This window comes from Cellulosimicrobium funkei (genome assembly GCF_004519295.1).
In the GTDB taxonomy this organism is placed as follows: Bacteria; Actinomycetota; Actinomycetes; order Actinomycetales; family Cellulomonadaceae; genus Cellulosimicrobium; species Cellulosimicrobium funkei.
In genome coordinates this window covers 45,068-60,205 of the sequence record NZ_SOZH01000006.1, presented here as the reverse complement: position 1 = coordinate 60,205, position 15,138 = coordinate 45,068, and the positions used below count along the sequence as shown (strand labels likewise).

Annotated in this window: 12 protein-coding genes; 2 read left to right on the top strand and 10 right to left on the bottom strand. The window is 74.1% G+C overall.

Features of this window, described 5'->3' with window-relative positions:
* Positions 1-5: 5 nt before the first annotated feature.
* From murQ to cimA, 8 genes are all read right to left on the bottom strand, one after another.
* The gene (gene murQ, locus E1O70_RS10975; protein ID WP_061266861.1) at positions 6-974 is read right to left on the bottom strand and encodes an N-acetylmuramic acid 6-phosphate etherase; all 969 of its coding nucleotides are present in this window, start codon (positions 972-974) and stop codon (positions 6-8) included.
* The gene (locus E1O70_RS10970; protein WP_082774229.1) at positions 971-2,269 is read right to left on the bottom strand and encodes an anhydro-N-acetylmuramic acid kinase; all 1,299 of its coding nucleotides are present in this window, start codon (positions 2,267-2,269) and stop codon (positions 971-973) included. The genes murQ and E1O70_RS10970 overlap by 4 nt, the downstream gene beginning before the upstream one ends.
* A complete protein-coding gene (locus tag E1O70_RS10965; protein WP_370670902.1) occupies positions 2,266-3,966 on the bottom strand; it encodes a glycoside hydrolase family 3 N-terminal domain-containing protein in 1,701 nt (566 codons plus the stop codon). Before E1O70_RS10965 ends, E1O70_RS10970 begins: the two co-directional genes overlap by 4 nt.
* Positions 3,967-3,971: 5 nt before the next feature.
* The gene (locus E1O70_RS10960; protein WP_370670903.1) at positions 3,972-4,808 is read right to left on the bottom strand and encodes a carbohydrate ABC transporter permease; all 837 of its coding nucleotides are present in this window, start codon (positions 4,806-4,808) and stop codon (positions 3,972-3,974) included.
* Between the two features lie 53 nt (positions 4,809-4,861).
* On the bottom strand, positions 4,862-5,866 hold the full coding sequence (locus E1O70_RS10955; RefSeq protein WP_061266863.1) for a carbohydrate ABC transporter permease: 1,005 nt from the start codon (positions 5,864-5,866) through the stop codon (positions 4,862-4,864).
* A gap of 113 nt (positions 5,867-5,979) precedes the next feature.
* Positions 5,980-7,287, bottom strand: coding sequence for a sugar ABC transporter substrate-binding protein (locus tag E1O70_RS10950; protein ID WP_061266864.1), 1,308 nt, complete (start codon positions 7,285-7,287; stop codon positions 5,980-5,982).
* Between the two features lie 302 nt (positions 7,288-7,589).
* On the bottom strand, positions 7,590-8,639 hold the full coding sequence (locus E1O70_RS10945; RefSeq protein ID WP_061266865.1) for a lipoate-protein ligase LplAB: 1,050 nt from the start codon (positions 8,637-8,639) through the stop codon (positions 7,590-7,592).
* Between the two features lie 36 nt (positions 8,640-8,675).
* Positions 8,676-10,334 (bottom strand): citramalate synthase, encoded by a 1,659-nt coding sequence (gene cimA, locus E1O70_RS10940; RefSeq protein WP_061266866.1) that lies wholly within the window; start codon positions 10,332-10,334, stop codon positions 8,676-8,678.
* Positions 10,335-10,669: 335 nt separating this feature from the next.
* On the opposite strand from cimA, the gene E1O70_RS10935 reads away from it, so the two are divergent.
* Complete coding sequence (locus E1O70_RS10935; protein ID WP_051028087.1) at positions 10,670-11,263, top strand: hypothetical protein; 594 nt, start codon at positions 10,670-10,672, stop codon at positions 11,261-11,263.
* A gap of 94 nt (positions 11,264-11,357) precedes the next feature.
* On the opposite strand, the gene E1O70_RS10930 is transcribed toward E1O70_RS10935, so the two are convergent.
* Both E1O70_RS10930 and E1O70_RS10925 read right to left on the bottom strand, forming a co-directional pair.
* Complete coding sequence (locus E1O70_RS10930) at positions 11,358-12,491, bottom strand: branched-chain amino acid aminotransferase (RefSeq protein ID WP_061268764.1); 1,134 nt, start codon at positions 12,489-12,491, stop codon at positions 11,358-11,360.
* Positions 12,492-12,698: 207 nt separating this feature from the next.
* Positions 12,699-13,742 carry a 3-isopropylmalate dehydrogenase gene (locus E1O70_RS10925; RefSeq protein WP_061268742.1) on the bottom strand — a complete coding sequence of 348 codons (1,044 nt, stop codon included), beginning with the start codon at positions 13,740-13,742 and terminating at the stop codon, positions 12,699-12,701.
* A 132-nt stretch (positions 13,743-13,874) separates the two neighbouring features.
* Here E1O70_RS10925 and E1O70_RS10920 point away from each other — a divergent pair, with 132 nt between their 5' ends.
* On the top strand, positions 13,875-15,095 hold the full coding sequence (locus E1O70_RS10920) for an ROK family transcriptional regulator (RefSeq protein WP_061268743.1): 1,221 nt from the start codon (positions 13,875-13,877) through the stop codon (positions 15,093-15,095).
* Positions 15,096-15,138: the final 43 nt, after the last annotated feature.

Below are 15,138 nucleotides of genomic sequence, written 5' to 3'. Positions count from 1 at the left end.
GGTCGTCAGCGCGCGGGGAGGGCGCCCAGGCGCGCGAGCGCGCCGCGGACGCCGGCCACGCCGTCGCCGGCCAGGGCGTCGCGAGCGGCGTCGGCCTCGACGCCCGCGAGGAGCATGACGAGCGCGACGTGCACCTCGCCGTCGGCCGCGCGCAGCACGCCCTCGCACTCCTCCGCGCGCAGGCCCGTCGCCTGGACGAGCATCCGGACGATGCGGGCGCGCAGCTTCTGGTTCGTCGGGCGCACGTCGATCATGAGGTTCGAGTACGTCTTGCCCAGGCGGATCATCGCCGCGGTCGAGAACGTGTTGAGCACGAGCTTCTGGGCGGTCGCCGCCTTCATGCGCGTGGAGCCCGTGACGACCTCGGGACCCGTGTCGACGAGGATCGCGACGTCCACCCCCGCGGCGAGCGGGGCGTGGGGGTTGGCCGAGACGAGCACGGTGCGCGCGCCGCGCTCGCGCGCGAGGTCGAGCGCGCCGCGCACGTACGGGGTGCGACCGCTCGCGGCGAGGCCCACGACGACGTCGCGCGGCCCGACCGCGTCGACGTCGGACCGCCCGAGCGCCACGTCGTCCTCCGCGCCCTCGACGGCCACCATCATCGCGCCCACGCCGCCGGCGAGGTGCGCGACGAACCACTCCTCGCCCACCCCGTACGTCGGCAGGAGCTCGACGGCGTCGAGCACGCCGAGGCGGCCCGACGTCCCCGACCCCACGTAGTGCACCCGGCCCCCGCTGCGCAGCGCCTCGACCGCGAGGTCCACGGCCTCGGCGATGCGGTCCCGCTGGGCCCGCACGGCGTCCGCGACCCCGGCGTCCTCCTCGGTGATGAGCCGCACGACGTCCGCGGTGGGGAGCAGGTCCACGTCGGTGGTGCGCGGGTTGCGCTCCTCGGTCGGCGAGGCGAGGCGGACGAGCTCCTGCCACTCGTCGGGGCTCGAGGCGGTGCTCGTGGCGACGGTCGGGTCGGTCATCGGGAGGTTCCCTTCGTCGGGTCCGGCAGCGGACCCTGGGTGCGCGGGCCCGGGTGCAGGCCGTGCGGGGTGTTGGCGAGCGCCAGACGGCGCACCGGGCCGCTCGCCGCGGGCCACGGCAGCGGCGTGGGCGGCGTGAGCGAGCCGAGGACGACCGCGCGGCGCGCCCCGGTCGCCCGACGGCGGTGCTCGCCGGCGGCGGTGCCCGGCAGCCCGTGGGCCGACAGGAAGCCGAGGAGCGCGAAGAGGTACGCCTCCTTCGCGTCGACGGGCAGGCCGAGCGCCTCGGACGTCACGACGTCGCACGCGTGCGGCACGCGCTCGGCGAGCGCCGCACGCAGCCGGTCGAGGAGCACGGGGTTGCGCGCTCCCCCGCCGGACGCGACGACGCGGCGCACGTCGCGGCCTGCGAGCGCGTCGGCGACGCTGACCGCGGTGAGCTCGGTGAGCGTCGCGACGAGGTCGGGGCCCGTCAGCCCCGGGCGCACGGACGCGAGCCGGCGGGCCGTGTACGTCGTGTCGAAGAGCTCGCGGCCCGTCGACTTCGGGGCGGGCGCGGCGAAGTACGGGTCGTCGAGCAGCGCGGCGAGCGCCACCGGGTCGACCGTGCCCTGCGCGGCGAGCTCGCCGTCCCTGTCGTACGCGAGACGGCCGTCGGTGAGGGCCGCGACCGCGACGTCGAGCAGGCAGTTGCCGGGGCCCGTGTCCCAGCCGGTGACCGGGTCGTCGACGCGCCCCACGAGGGACACGTTCGCGATCCCGCCGATGTTGAGGGCCGCGGTGAGCCCGGTGCCCGCGCCGTCGGCGCCGGTGTCCTCACGCCCGAGCCAGAGCGCGTCGAGCACGCTGACGAGCGGCGCGCCGTGGCCGCCGGCCGCGACGTCGGCGACGCGGAAGTCGCTGATGACGGGGCGCTTGACGTGCTCGGCGACCCACGCGGCGTTGCCGAGCTGGAGCGTCCCGCGGGCCCGCGCCCCGACGACCCAGTGGTAGATCGTCTGGCCGTGGGACGCGACGAGGTCGACGTCGCCGCCGGCGACGTCGTCGATCGCGCGCCGGCCGGCGCGGCCGAGCTCCTGCCCGATGAGGGTGTCGAGCTGGGCCACCTCGGCCACGTCGACCGCGGCGGGCGGCAACGCCTTGAGGATGCGCTCGCGCAGGGCCCGCGGCCACGCGTACTCCGTGTGGCCGCGGGGCCGCATGCGCAGCACGCCGTCGTCGCCGAGCGTGAGGTCGGCCGCGGCCGCGTCGATCGCGTCGACCGACGTGCCGGAGGACAGTCCCAGGACGATCATCGCTCCCCCTCCCCTGCCGCACCGACGGGCACGTCGTCGCGAGGTGTCCCCGCCTCGGTGCCCGCGGCCGCGCCGGTCCCCCGCAGGAGCGCGACGGCGGCGCGCGCGTTGGCGCGCCCCGTCCCGCACGTGACCACGACCGTGCGGTCCGCGCCGAACCACGCGTCGACGGCGCCGGGGAACCCGGTGTGCACGACCGCGGCGTCCGGCCGCGCGGCGAGCAGATCGGTGAGCCGCTCGTGCTCGCCCGAGCCGGGGAGCGGCTCGCGCGTGAGGACGACGAGCGGGCGGTCGCCCGCGCGCACGGCGTCGAGCGTGCGCGCCCACGCCGCGGCGTCGGCCGGGCGCAGGTGCCGCACGTCGGGCCCGAACGCGTCGTCGAGCGCGCGCTGGACGTGCTGCGCGGTGCGGCCCGCGGCGTGGTCGAACCGCAGGCGCAGGTCGACGACGTCGGGCGCCACGGTCACGGGCGGATCCTGCGGCGCGGGGCCGGCGAACCGGACGGCGCGCGCCGCGACGCGGGCGCCCACCCGGTCGAGGGCGTCGAGCGCGGCGTGCGCGGACTCCGGCGAGGGGACGACGCCGCTCGCCGCCTGGCGCGCGCGGACCGCGGCGAGGGTGCGCGCCGTGCGTGCGGCGGACGCGTGCAGGCGCTCGACCGCGACGCGACCGGACGCGACGGCGTCCACGAGCGCGCGCTGCGCCTGGCGGAACAGGACCTCGTCGTCGCGCCCGACGGTCGTGCCGAGGCACAGCAGGTCGGCGCCCGCCTCGACCGCGCGGACCGCGACCTCGCCGATGCCGTGCGGCGCCGTGTCGTCGCCGACGGCGCGGGACGGGGCGCCGGACGCCGCGAACGTCGCGACCGCACCCATGTCCAGCGCGTCGGTGACGATCGGGCCGTCGAACCCGAGCTCGCGCACGAGCGCGCCGACGGCGGGCTCGAGCGTCGCGGGCAGCGGGCCGAGCGCGGGGACGACGACGTGCGCCGTCATCACGGCGTCGAGCAGCGCGTCGTCGGACCCGTCGCCCGGGGCGATGGTCGCGACGAACGGCGGCAGGTCGCGCGCGCGGAGCTCGTCGAGGCTCGCGTCCACGACCGGGAGCGCGAGGTGCGAGTCGACGTTCGTCGCACCGTGGCCCGGGAAGTGCTTGCCGCACGCACCTGCGCCGCCGGCGTGCAGGCCGCGGACGAACGCCGCGCCGTGGCGGGCGACGAGCGCGGGGTCCGCGCCGAACGAGCGCACGCCGATCACGGGGTTGTCGGGGTCGGAGTTCACGTCGAGGTCGGGCGCGAGGTCGAGGTCGACGCCCGTCGCGGTGAGCAGGCGGCCGAGCGCGGCGCCCACCTCCTCGGTGACCGCGACGTCGTCGACCAGCCCGAGCGCCGCGTTGCCGGGCAGGCTCGACCCGGTCGCCGCCTCCAGCCGCGAGACGTCCCCGCCCTCCTCGTCGACCGCGACGAGCAGGTCGGGCGACGCGCCGCGCAGGCGCGCGGTCAGCCGGGCGGTGGTCGCGACGTCGGGCGTGTTGTGCCCGAACAGCACGACCCCGGCCAGGCCGTCGCGGGCCGCGTCGACGAGCCACGTCGGCAGGTCGTCGGTGCCGGTGAACCCGGGCAGGAGCACGCCGTTCACGGCGCGCACGACGTCGACGGCGCGCTCCGCCGCGCCCGAGCCTGCGGTCGGGGGCGTCACGGCGCTCATCCCTTCACCGACCCGGCGGTGAGGCCCGACGACAGGTTGCGCTGCACCAGGACGAAGAACACGAGCACGGGCAGTGTGATGATCGTCGACGCGGCCATGACGGCGCCCCAGTCGGTCGTGTTCTCGCCGAAGAACTTCTGCAGCCCGATCGGCACCGTGTACTTGCTCGACTGCTGGAGGAACGTCAGCGCGAAGATGAACTCGTTCCACGCGGTGATGAAGGAGAAGACGCTCGTCGCGACGACCCCGGGCGCGACGAGCGGCACCAGGACCTTCCAGAACATGCGCCCCCAGGACGCGCCGTCGAGGAACGCCGCCTCCTCCAGCTCGACCGGCACCGCGGCGACGAAGCCGCGCAGGGTCCAGATCGCGAAGGGCAGCGCGAACGCGAGGTACACGACCGCCAGGCCCAGGAGGGAGTTGAGCATGTTGAGGTTGCGCATCTGGATGAACAGCGGGATGACGAGCGCCTCGAGCGGCACCATCTGCACCATGAGGATGAGCACGAGCATCGCCTTGCGGAACCGGAAGCGGAACCGGCTCACCGCGACGGCCGCGAGCAGCGCCACGACCGACGACGCGAGCACCGTGCCGAGCGCGACGAGCACGGAGTTGCGCAGGTAGTGGCCGAACCCGCCGTCGTCGATCACGGTGACGAAGTTGTCCCACGTGACGCCGGCGGGCAGGAGCCGGGCGCCGCGCGTGGCGGCCTCGGGGTCGATCGCCGAGGAGAACATCCAGTAGGCGGGGAAGAGCGAGAAGGCGAGGAGGGCGACGATACCGAGGGTCTTGGCCGCCGCCACGCCGGGACGACGGCGGCGGGCGCGCAGCACCTGCTCGGTGCGGGCGCCGGGCCCGGGGGTGGCGCGGGTGTCGACGGCGGCGCTCACAGCTCCTCCTCCTTGAACAGGGTGCGCATGTAGACGAGCGTGATGCCGAGCAGGATGAGCGTGAGCAGGACCGCGATGGCCGCGCCCATGCCGTACTTGCCCTGCGCGAACGACTGGATGTACGACCACACGCCGAGGTTGAAGACGTCCTTGTTCCCGCCGTTGCCGCCGGGCATGAGGTAGATCTGCGTGAAGACCTTGAAGTCCCAGATGGTCGACAGGATCGTCACGACCGCGAACACGGGGCGCAGGATGGGCGCGGTGATGGCCCAGAACCGGCGCCACGCCGTCGCGCCGTCGACCTTGGCGGCCTCGTGCAGCTCGTGCGGGATCGTCATGAGACCCGCGAGCACCGTGATCGCGACGAACGGGAACCCGTGGTGCACGACGTTGAGCGTCGCGATCGCGTAGAACGACAGGCGCTCCGTGAACCAGTTGACGGTGCCGGGCTCGATCGCGCCCACGCCCTCGAGCACCGAGGCGACGAGGCCGTTCAGCGGGTCGAAGATCCACACCCACACGTACGTGCCCGTGATCGCCGGGACCGCCCAGGCGACCATGATCGCCGTCGCACCGACGCCCCGCCAGAAGCCGCTGAGCGTGTTGAGGAACAGCGCGACCGCGGTCCCGAGCGCGACCGTGAGCACGACGCACGCGAGGGCGAACAGCACGGTGTTGGGCAGGACCGTCGTCCACAGGTAGCTGTCGCCGAGCAGGTCGGCGTAGTTCTGGAGCCCGATCCAGTTGGACTCGCCGCTCGCGATCTGCCGCAGGCCGTAGTCCTGCAGCGAGAGCAGCACGACGCGCACGAGCGGCCACAGGAGCAGGACGCCGAGGACGACGAGTCCCGGGGCCAGCAGCAGCCAGGGGCGCAGCGGGGAACGGTGGCCGAGGCCCGTGCGGCGGCGGCGCACGGCGGTCGGCGCGGTGCTCGACGGCGGCCGGTCGGCCGGGGTGGCCGGGGCCGGCGAGGCGCCGGGCGCGGCTCGAAGGTCTGCCATGGGAGAGGTCCTGTCGCGGGGTGCGGGGTCGTGGTGCGGGCGTCGGCGGTCGGGGCGCCGGCGGAGGGCGGCGTCCGGCCGCGGGCGTGCTGCCCGCGGCCGGACGCGTCAGGTCAGGAACCGAACGTCTCGTCCATGTCGGCGGCCGCGGTGTCGGCGGCCTCCTGGACGGTCGCGCTGCCCGACAGGACGGACTGGAGCATCGTCTCCAGCGTCTTCTTGCCCTGGATCTGGCCGTAGAGCGGCGTGACCGGGACCGAGCGGCCGGCCTCCACCATCTGCTGGGCGAACGGCGCGACGATCGGGTCGTCCTCCTCGATGACCTTCTCGAGCAGCGACGTCTGGCCCGGGAAGTAGCCGGACTGCTCGCCCCACGCCTGCGCGAACTCGCCGGTCGTCATCATCTCGACGAACTTCCACGCGAGGTCCTGCTTCTCGCTGGCCTCGAAGACGCCGAGGTGCGAGCCGCCGAGGAACGAGTCGGACAGGCCCTCGGTCTGGCCGGGGATGGGGAAGGCGCCGATCTTGCCCTCCATGTCCGGGACGTCGGCGAGGATCTTGCCGGGGGTCCAGCTGCCGGAGATCATCATGCCGACCTGGCCCTGCTCGAACGCGGCGAGGAGGTCCGTCTCCTTCCACGTCGTCGCGGCGGCCGTCGAGAAGCCGTGCTCGGTCGCGAGACCGGTGTAGAACTCGAGGCCCTCGACCGACTCCGGCGAGCTGATCTCCGACGTCCAGGTGTCGCCGTCCTTCACCGCGAGGTCACCGCCCGCGCCCCAGACGAACGGCATCGCGCCGTACTGGCTGTCGCCCGCGACGGGGAACGGGATGATCTCCGGGTTCGCCGCCTTGAGCGCGTCCGCCGCGGCGACGAGCTCGTCCCACGACGTCGGGGTCTCGATGCCGGCGGCCTCGAAGAGGTCGGCGCGGTAGACGACCGAGCGCACGCCCGCGTACCACGGCATGCCGTAGACGCCGCCGTCGAGGGTCGCGGACTCGACGAGCCCCGGGACGAGGTCGTCCTCGAGGCCGGCGTCCGCGATGCGGTCCGAGAGGTCGGCGAGCGCGCCGACGTCGGCGAACTCGCCCGTCCAGGTGGTGCCGACCTCCGCGACGTCGGGCGTCGTGCCGCCCGCGATGGCCGTCGTGAACTTGTCGTGGGCGCTGGCCCACGGCTGGAACTCGATCTGGAGGTCGGCGCCCGTCTCGTCCTTGAACGCGGTCGTCACCTCGTCGAAGAACGCGTCGGCGTCGGGGTTGGTGCCCTCCATGATCCAGACGGTGAGGGTCTCGCCCGAGAAGTCGGTGGCGTCGTCGCCACCGGTCGTCTCGGAGCCAGACCCGCCGCCGGAACTGCACGCGGCCAGGCCGAGCGCGAGGACGAGGGTGCCCGTGACGGCCACCGTGCTGCGTCGCTGCATGCCGTGACACTTCCTTTCTGGTCGGCCGTCGGGGGGAACGGCCGGGTCGTGTGTCCTGACGGTCCCGCGCAGCCGGTCGGCTCCCGGGGTGTGAAACTTACTTCCATCAGTGGACGTATGCGTGAAGATTACTGCCACGCGTGCGCGAACGGAAGCCACGGCGGCAGATGTTGCACGTTCTTAACAATCGCCGGGGCGGTGCCCGGCTCGGGGCGACCGCTCAGGCCGGGCGGCCGGGCCTGCAGGCGGGCGTCATCCTCAGGCGCCGGCCACGCAGGGCCCCAGGCTCGGCCCCGCCCGCGTCACGGGACGCGCGCGGTCCACTCCGGCGTCGAGAACTTCGTCCGCGCGAGCTCCTGCGCGCGCTCGCGCTCCTCGGGGGTGACGGCACCCTCGACCGTGCGGTACCGCGAGCGGAAGTGCTCCTTGAACGCCTCGATGACGTCCTCGCGCGCCATGCCCGTCTGCGAGCGCACCGGGTCGACGCGCTTGTTGGCGCTCGTCGTCCCCTTGTCCGAGAGCTTCTCGCGCCCGATGCGCAGCACCTCGGTCATCTTGTCGGCGTCGATGTCGTACGCCATGGTCACGTGGTGGAGCACCGCTCCCCCGCGCAGCCGCTTCTGGGCCGCGCCCGCGATCTTGCCGGCCGGCGACGCGATGTCGTTGAGCGGCTTGTACGTCGCCTCCACGCCGAGGTCGGCGAGAGCGCCCAGCACCCAGTCGTCGAGGAACGCGTACGAGCGCTCGAAGCTGAGCCCCTCGACGAGCGACCCCGGCACGTACAGCGAGTAGGTGATCGTGTTGCCGGGCTCGACGAACATCGCGCCTCCGCCCGAGATGCGCCGCACGACCGTCACCCCGTGCCGTTCGGCACCCTCCGGGTCGACCTCGTTGCGCAGCGACTGGAACGAGCCGATGATCACCGCGGCCGACGCCCACTCCCAGATCCGCAGCGTGGGGCCGCGACGGCCCTCGTCGAGCTCCTCCGTGAGCACCTGGTCGAGCGCGAGGTGCATCGCCGGCTCCTCGGGCCCCTCGTGCAGGACCTCGAACGTGTGGTCGCCCCAGCCCGTCGCGTGGCCGAGCGCCCGGCGCACCGCGATCGCGACCGCCTCGGGCGAGAACCCGACCATCGTCACGTCGGGGCCCAGCGCCGCCTGGACGGCGCTCGCGAGCTGCGCGACCGTCGCCGTCTCCGGCATGCCCGTCAGGGCGCCGTCGATGTCCTCGAGCGCGTCGTCCGGCTCGAGGAAGAAGTCGCCGCTGACCGCGACCCGGGCGAGCCGCCCGGCCTCCACCTCGACGTCGACCGCCACGAGCTTGCCACCGGGGACCTTGTACTCACCACGCACGCGTCCACCCTAAGCCCGACGGCCCGCACCTCCGGCTCAGCGCGGCTCGACGCCCGCGTGGACGAGCCCGTAGATCGCGGAGTCGGTGAGCGCCTCCCACGCCGCCTCGATGAGGTTCGGCCCGACGCCGACCGTCGACCACGACGTCGAGCCGTCGGTCGTCTCGATGAGGACGCGCGTGACCGCGTCCGTGCCCTGCTCGGTGTCGAGGATGCGCACCTTGAAGTCGATGAGCTCGAACGCCTCGATCTCGGGATAGACGCGCCCGAGCGCGAGCCGCAGCGCGTGGTCGAGCGCGTTGACGGGGCCGTTGCCCTCGCCCGTGGAGACGATGCGCTCACCCCCGGCGTGGAGCTTGACGGTCGCCTCCGCCGTCGCCTCGGTACCGCGCGACCCCGCGCGCTCGACGATCGTGCGCCAGCTCTCGACCCGGAAGTACGGCGGCCGCTCCCCCGCGATCTCCTCGCGCAGCAGCAGCTCGAACGACGCGTCGGCCGCCTCGTACGTGTAGCCGCGCGCCTCGTCGTCCTTCACGCGGTTCGTCACGCGGGTGAGGAGGTCGCCCTGGCCCGACAGGTCGAACCCGAGCTCGCGACCCTTGAGCTCGATCGACGCCCGTCCCGCCATGTCCGAGACGAGCATGCGGATGTCGTTGCCGACCGCCGTCGGGTCGATGTGCTGGTACAGGTCGGGGTCCACCTTGATGGCGCTCGCGTGCAGGCCGGCCTTGTGCGCGAACGCGCTCGCCCCGACGTACGGCTGGCGCGCGTACGGGGAGATGTTCGTGATCTCGCTGATCGCGTGCGAGATGCGCGTCGCCTCCTCCAGGCCCTCGCCCGTGAGCGTGCGCACCCCGTGCTTGAGCTCGAGGTTCGCCACGACCGTGAGCAGGTCGACGTTGCCCGTGCGCTCCCCGTACCCGTTCACCGTGCCCTGGACGTGCGCGGCGCCCGCCTCGACGGCGGCGAGCGTGTTCGCGACGGCGCAGCCCGAGTCGTTGTGCGCGTGCATCCCGAGCAGCGCGTCCCCCGGCAGCGCGTCGCGTCCGTGCGGGAGCCCGACGGCGTCGCGCAGCTCCGCCACGGTCTCGGCGACCCACGTGGGGAGCATGCCGCCGTTGGTGTCGCACAGCGCGACGACCTCGGCGCCGGCCTCGAACGCGGCCTGCACGGCCGCGCGCGTGAACGCGGCGTCGTACCGGTAGCCGTCGAAGAAGTGCTCCGCGTCGACGACGACGCGGCGTCCCTCGCTCACGAGGAAGGACACCGTGTCGGTGATCATGGCGAGGCCCTCGTCGGGCGTCGTGCGCAGCGCGCGCTCGACGTGCCGGACGTCGGACTTCGCGACGAGCGTGACGACCGGCGCCTCGGAGTCGACGAGCGCCCGCACCTGCGGGTCGTCCCACGCGCGCAGCCCGGCCTTGCGCGTCGCGCCGAACGCCGCGAGCACCGCCCGGCGCAGGTCGAGCTCCTTGGCCGCACGGCGGAAGAACTCGGTGTCCTTGGGCACCGCGCCCGGCCAGCCGCCCTCGATGAAGCCGACGCCGAGCTCGTCGAGCAGCGGGGCGATGGCGAGCTTGTCGGCGACGGAGAGGTTCATGCCCTCCTGCTGCGCGCCGTCGCGCAGGGTGGTGTCGTAGACGTGGAAGACCCGGGGCTCGTGGGGGCCGGTCACGGGGGTCGTCGCCGAGGTCATGGTGCCTCTTCCTGCCGTTCGTCGTGTCGCGGGCGTCGCTGCGCCCGCCCCTGCGGTGCGTCTCCCGACGCCGGGCGGGGCCCTCGTGAGGCGGTGGGCCCGGCGTCCGTGCCGCCGGGCGGAGGTGGTGCCCAGCAACAAAAAAACCCCCCGAGGGTGCGGGAGGTCTGCGCGTCCGGTGGGTGCTACCGGGCGCGCTACTCGATAATGAGCTGGGAGACGAGGTGTGTCACAGGGCACATGGTGCCACAGGTTCCGCCAGGATGGACCAGAGCGTCCATCCACTGAGCCGCCCGCCGCTCGTCGGCGCGACGGCGACCGAGCGAGGAGTGACGATGAGCGACCCGACCCCGGGCGGGTACGACCCGCAGAACCCTCCGACGCGGCGCTACGGCCAGCCGCCGGTCCCCCCGCAGTCCCCGCCCCCGGCGATCCGCCCGACGGACCCGCAGGCCCAGTTCCCCGAGCCCCGCACCCCGGTGAGCCCGGCGGACCCGCGCCTCACGGTCGAGGCCGGACGGTTCTGGGCGGGTGCCGCCGCGACCGCGCTCGTCGCCGCCCTCATCGGGCTGCTCGGCGTGATCATCTTCGAGCGCATCTTCGCGATCACCCTCGTCCCGCCGCCCGACCTGTTCGCCACGGGGTCGCGCCAGGCCGCGTGGGCGATCGACGGCGCGATCCTCGCGCTGCTCGCCGCCGGGGTGCTGCACCTGCTCATCCTCAGCACGCCCCGGCCGCGCGCGTTCTTCGGCTGGATCATGGCGCTCGTCGTCGTGGCGATCGCGGTCCTGCCGTTCGCGTGGTCGAGCGACGTCACCGCGGCCGCGCTGTCCGGGCTCATCAACCTGCTCATCGGCGTCGCGGTGTGGTCGCTGCTCGCGGGCGTCGCGGGCCGGACGATCGTGGCGCGGCCCGCGCCCGTCGTCTGACCCGGAGCACCCGGGCCCGCACGGCACCCGGCTGCTGCACGACGACGGGGCGCCCCTCCCGCGGGAGGGGCGCCCCGTCGTCGTGCGGACCGGCTCAGGCGAGCCGGCGCAGCCAGCCGTGGCGGTCGGCGGCCCGACCGGTCTGGATGTCCGTGAGCTCGGTGCGGATCGTCATGGTCAGCGAGCCCGCCTCGCCGGTGCCGATCGTGTGGTCGAAGTCCGAGCCGGCGAGCCGACCGATCGGCGTGATCACGGCGGCCGTGCCGCACGCGAACACCTCCGTCACGGAACCGTCCCGGATCCCGGCGAGGACGTCGGTGAGCGGGATGCGGCGCTCGACGACCTCGTGCCCGCGGTCGGTGAGGAGGCGGATGATCGACGAGCGCGTCACGCCCTCGAGGATCGATCCGCTGAGCTCCGGCGTCTCGACCGAGCCGTCCGCCTTGACGACGAACACGTTCATGCCGCCGAGCTCCTCGAGGTAGGTGCGCGTCGCGGAGTCGAGGAAGCACACCTGCTCGCACCCGTGCTGCTGCGCGACCACCTGCGGGAGCAGGCTCGAGGCGTAGTTGCCGCCGCACTTGGCGTCCCCGGTGCCGCCGGCGCCGGCGCGGCTGTACTCGCGGTCCACCCAGATCGACACGGGCTTCACGCCGCCCGAGAAGTACGGGCCGACGGGCGACGCGATGACGAGGTACTCCGCCTCGAGCGACGGGCGCACGCCGAGGAAGGCCTCGGAGGCGTACATGAACGGGCGCAGGTAGAGGCTCGCCTCCTCGCCCGTCGGGACCCAGTCCACGTCCGTGCGCACGAGCGCGGTGATCGACCCGACGAAGTCGTCCATCGACAGCGCGGGCAGCGCGAGGCGGTGCGCAGAGCGCGCGAACCGGGCGGCGTTGGCCTCGGGCCGGAACGTCCACACCGAGCCGTCGGCGTGGCGGTACGCCTTCATGCCCTCGAAGATCTCCTGCGCGTAGTGCAGGACGGCGGTCGCCGGGTCGAGGAGGAGCGGTCCGTACTTCTCGATGCGGCGGTCGACCCACCCGTCGGTCGAGTTCCAGCTGATCCGCGCCATGTGGTCCGTGAAGACGGTGCCGAACTTCGGGGCCGCGATGGCGGCCTCCCGCTCGGCGGGCGGGGTCGGGCTGTCCGTGGGGCGGACGTCGAACAGGGCGACGAGGTCCTCCGCCGAGGAGGACGGCTGGTGCTGCGCTGCGAGGGTGCTCATCATGAGGCCTTTCACCTGGCGACCCGGGTGGTCTCCGCCTAGTTTTCCACGCCGGTGCGGCTCGTGCGGGGATCCGCGCGAGGGCACGACGACGCGGGGCGTCACCGGGTCAGAACGGGAGGGATCCGGTCCTGGGGCGATGACAACCGAGGTGCGGGGACTGCGGCGAACCGGTGCCCGGGCCCACCGGGGGCCCGTGACGGCGTGTCAGCCGGCGACGCGAGCGGCGAGCTCGCGGCCCACCTCGGCCGTCGAGCGTACTCGGCTCCCGCGCTCGGCGAGGTCGGCGGCGACGGCCGCCTCGACGCGCTGCGCCTCGTCGCCGAGGCCCAGGTGGTCGAGGAGCAGCGCGACCGACAGCACCGTGGCGGTCGGGTCGGCCTTGCCCTGCCCGGCGATGTCCGGTGCCGAGCCGTGCACGGGCTCGAACATCGACGGCGCGGTGCGGTCGGGGTTGATGTTCGCGGACGCGGCGAGGCCGATCCCGCCCGTGATCGCGGCGGCCTGGTCGGTGAGGATGTCGCCGAACAGGTTGTCGGTGACGATCACGTCGAAGCGCGAGGGCTTCGTCGTGAGGAAGATCGTCGCGGCGTCGACGTGCAGGTAGTCGGTCGTGACGTCGGGGAACTCCGCGTTGACGGCCTCGACCGTGCGACGCCACAGGTGGCCCGCGTGCACGAGGACGTTGTGCTTGTGCACGAGCGTGAGGTGCTTGCGCGGACGCGCCTGGGCGCGGGCGAACGCGTCGCGCACGACGCGCTCGACGCCGAACGCCGTGTTGAGGGAGACCTCGGTCGCGATCTCGTGCGGCGTGCCCGTGCGGAGCGAGCCGCCGTTGCCGACGTACGGGCCCTCGGTGCCCTCGCGGACGACGACGAAGTCGATCTCGCCCGGGTCGGCGAGCGGCGACGTGACGCCCGGGTACAGCTTGCCCGGGCGGAGGTTGACGTAGTGGTCGAGCGCGAAGCGCAGCTTGAGCAGCAGGCCCCGCTCGAGGACGCCGGACGGGACGCTCGGGTCGCCGATCGCGCCCAGGAGGATCGCGTCGTGCCCGCGGATCGCGTCGAGGTCCGCGTCGGTGAGCGTCTCCCCCGTGGCGTGCCAGCGGCGCGCACCCAGGTCGAACGGCGTCGTGGAGACCTTCACGTCCGAGCCGGCCACGGCGGCCTCGAGCACGGCGAGCCCCTGGTCGACGACCTCGGTCCCGATGCCGTCGCCGGCCACGACTGCCAGATCAATGGTGCGCGTCATGCCGGCGAGCCTACGCCGCGCCGCCACCCTTCGGGACGGTGGTCTCACGTCTCGGACGGGCATCGAGTTGCGTTCCGCGCGCAGCCGGTCCACTATTAGTAAACTTTCCTAAAGCCCGTCGAAGGACCGACCATGACCGCGCCCGCACCGTCGAGGGTTCCCGGCACCCCGGGGCTCCTGCGCACCATCAACGACCGCGCGGCCCTGGAGCTCCTCCTCGACGTCGGGCCGCTGACCCGGTCCCAGATCGGTGACCGCACCGGCGTCTCGCGACCGACCGCCTCCCAGATCGTCGCACGGCTCGAGCAGTCGGGACTCATCGAGCCCACCGGCTCCGTGCAGGGCGCGCGCGGCCCCCAGGCCACGCAGTACGCCGCCCGGACCGACGTCGTCGTGGGACTCGCGCTCGACGTCGTGCCCGCCGGGGTGCGCGCCAGCGTCGTCGACGCGCTCGGCCGCACGCTCGGCGAGACGACCGTCGCCGCCGGTCCCGAGCGCTCGGCAGCCGCCGACGTCCTCGCCGCGCGCGACGAGGCCTGCGCCGACGCCGGCATCCCCGTCTCCCGCGTCGCGACCGCGGTCGTCGGCGTGCAGGCCGCCGTCGCGCCGCGCACCGGCGACATCGCCCTCGTCGGGGAGCTCCCCGGCTGGCCGCGCCGCGGGCTGCGCGCGCACCTCGAGGACGTGCTCGGCATCGACGTCCACGTCGAGAACGACGTCAACCTCGCCGCGATCGCCGAGCGCGACGCCGGCCGCGACGAGGAGAGCTTCGCGCTGCTGTGGCTGGGCGAGGGCATCGGCATGGGCGCGTGGCTCGAGGGCCGCGTGCACCACGGCACCGCGGGTGGCGCCGGTGAGATCGGCTACCTCCCCGTGCCCGCCGCCGGCATCGACGACTCGGTCAACGTGCAGGACCTCGTCGGCGGTCTCCGCCTCGTCGAGCTGTGCGCCCGCGCGGGGCTCCCCGGCATCACCGAGGAGGGCTCCTCCTACGGCGACGCCGTCGCCGCCCTCGCCGCGCACCGCGACAGCACCGCGGTGCACGACCTCGTGCAGGACCTCGCGCTCCGCGTCGCGGTTGTCCTCCAGCCCGTCGTCGCCATCCTCGAGCCCGATGCCGTCGTGCTCGGCGGGCCCACGGGCGTCGCGTGCGGCGCGCCGCTCGCCGAGGCGACCGCCGCCGTCCTGCGCGGCACCGACCAGCGGACGGGAGCGGTCGTCGCGAGCGCCGTCCCCGAGCTCGCCGTCCTGCGCGGCGCGCGCTCCGTCGTCGCCGAGGACGTGCGCACCCTCCTGCTCGCCGCCGCGGGACGACCGGACCACCCGGTCGTCGCGCCCTCCGTCCCGGGGTAGTCCTCTTCACCTACCTCGCGAGCGGTGGCCGGCCGACCGTGGC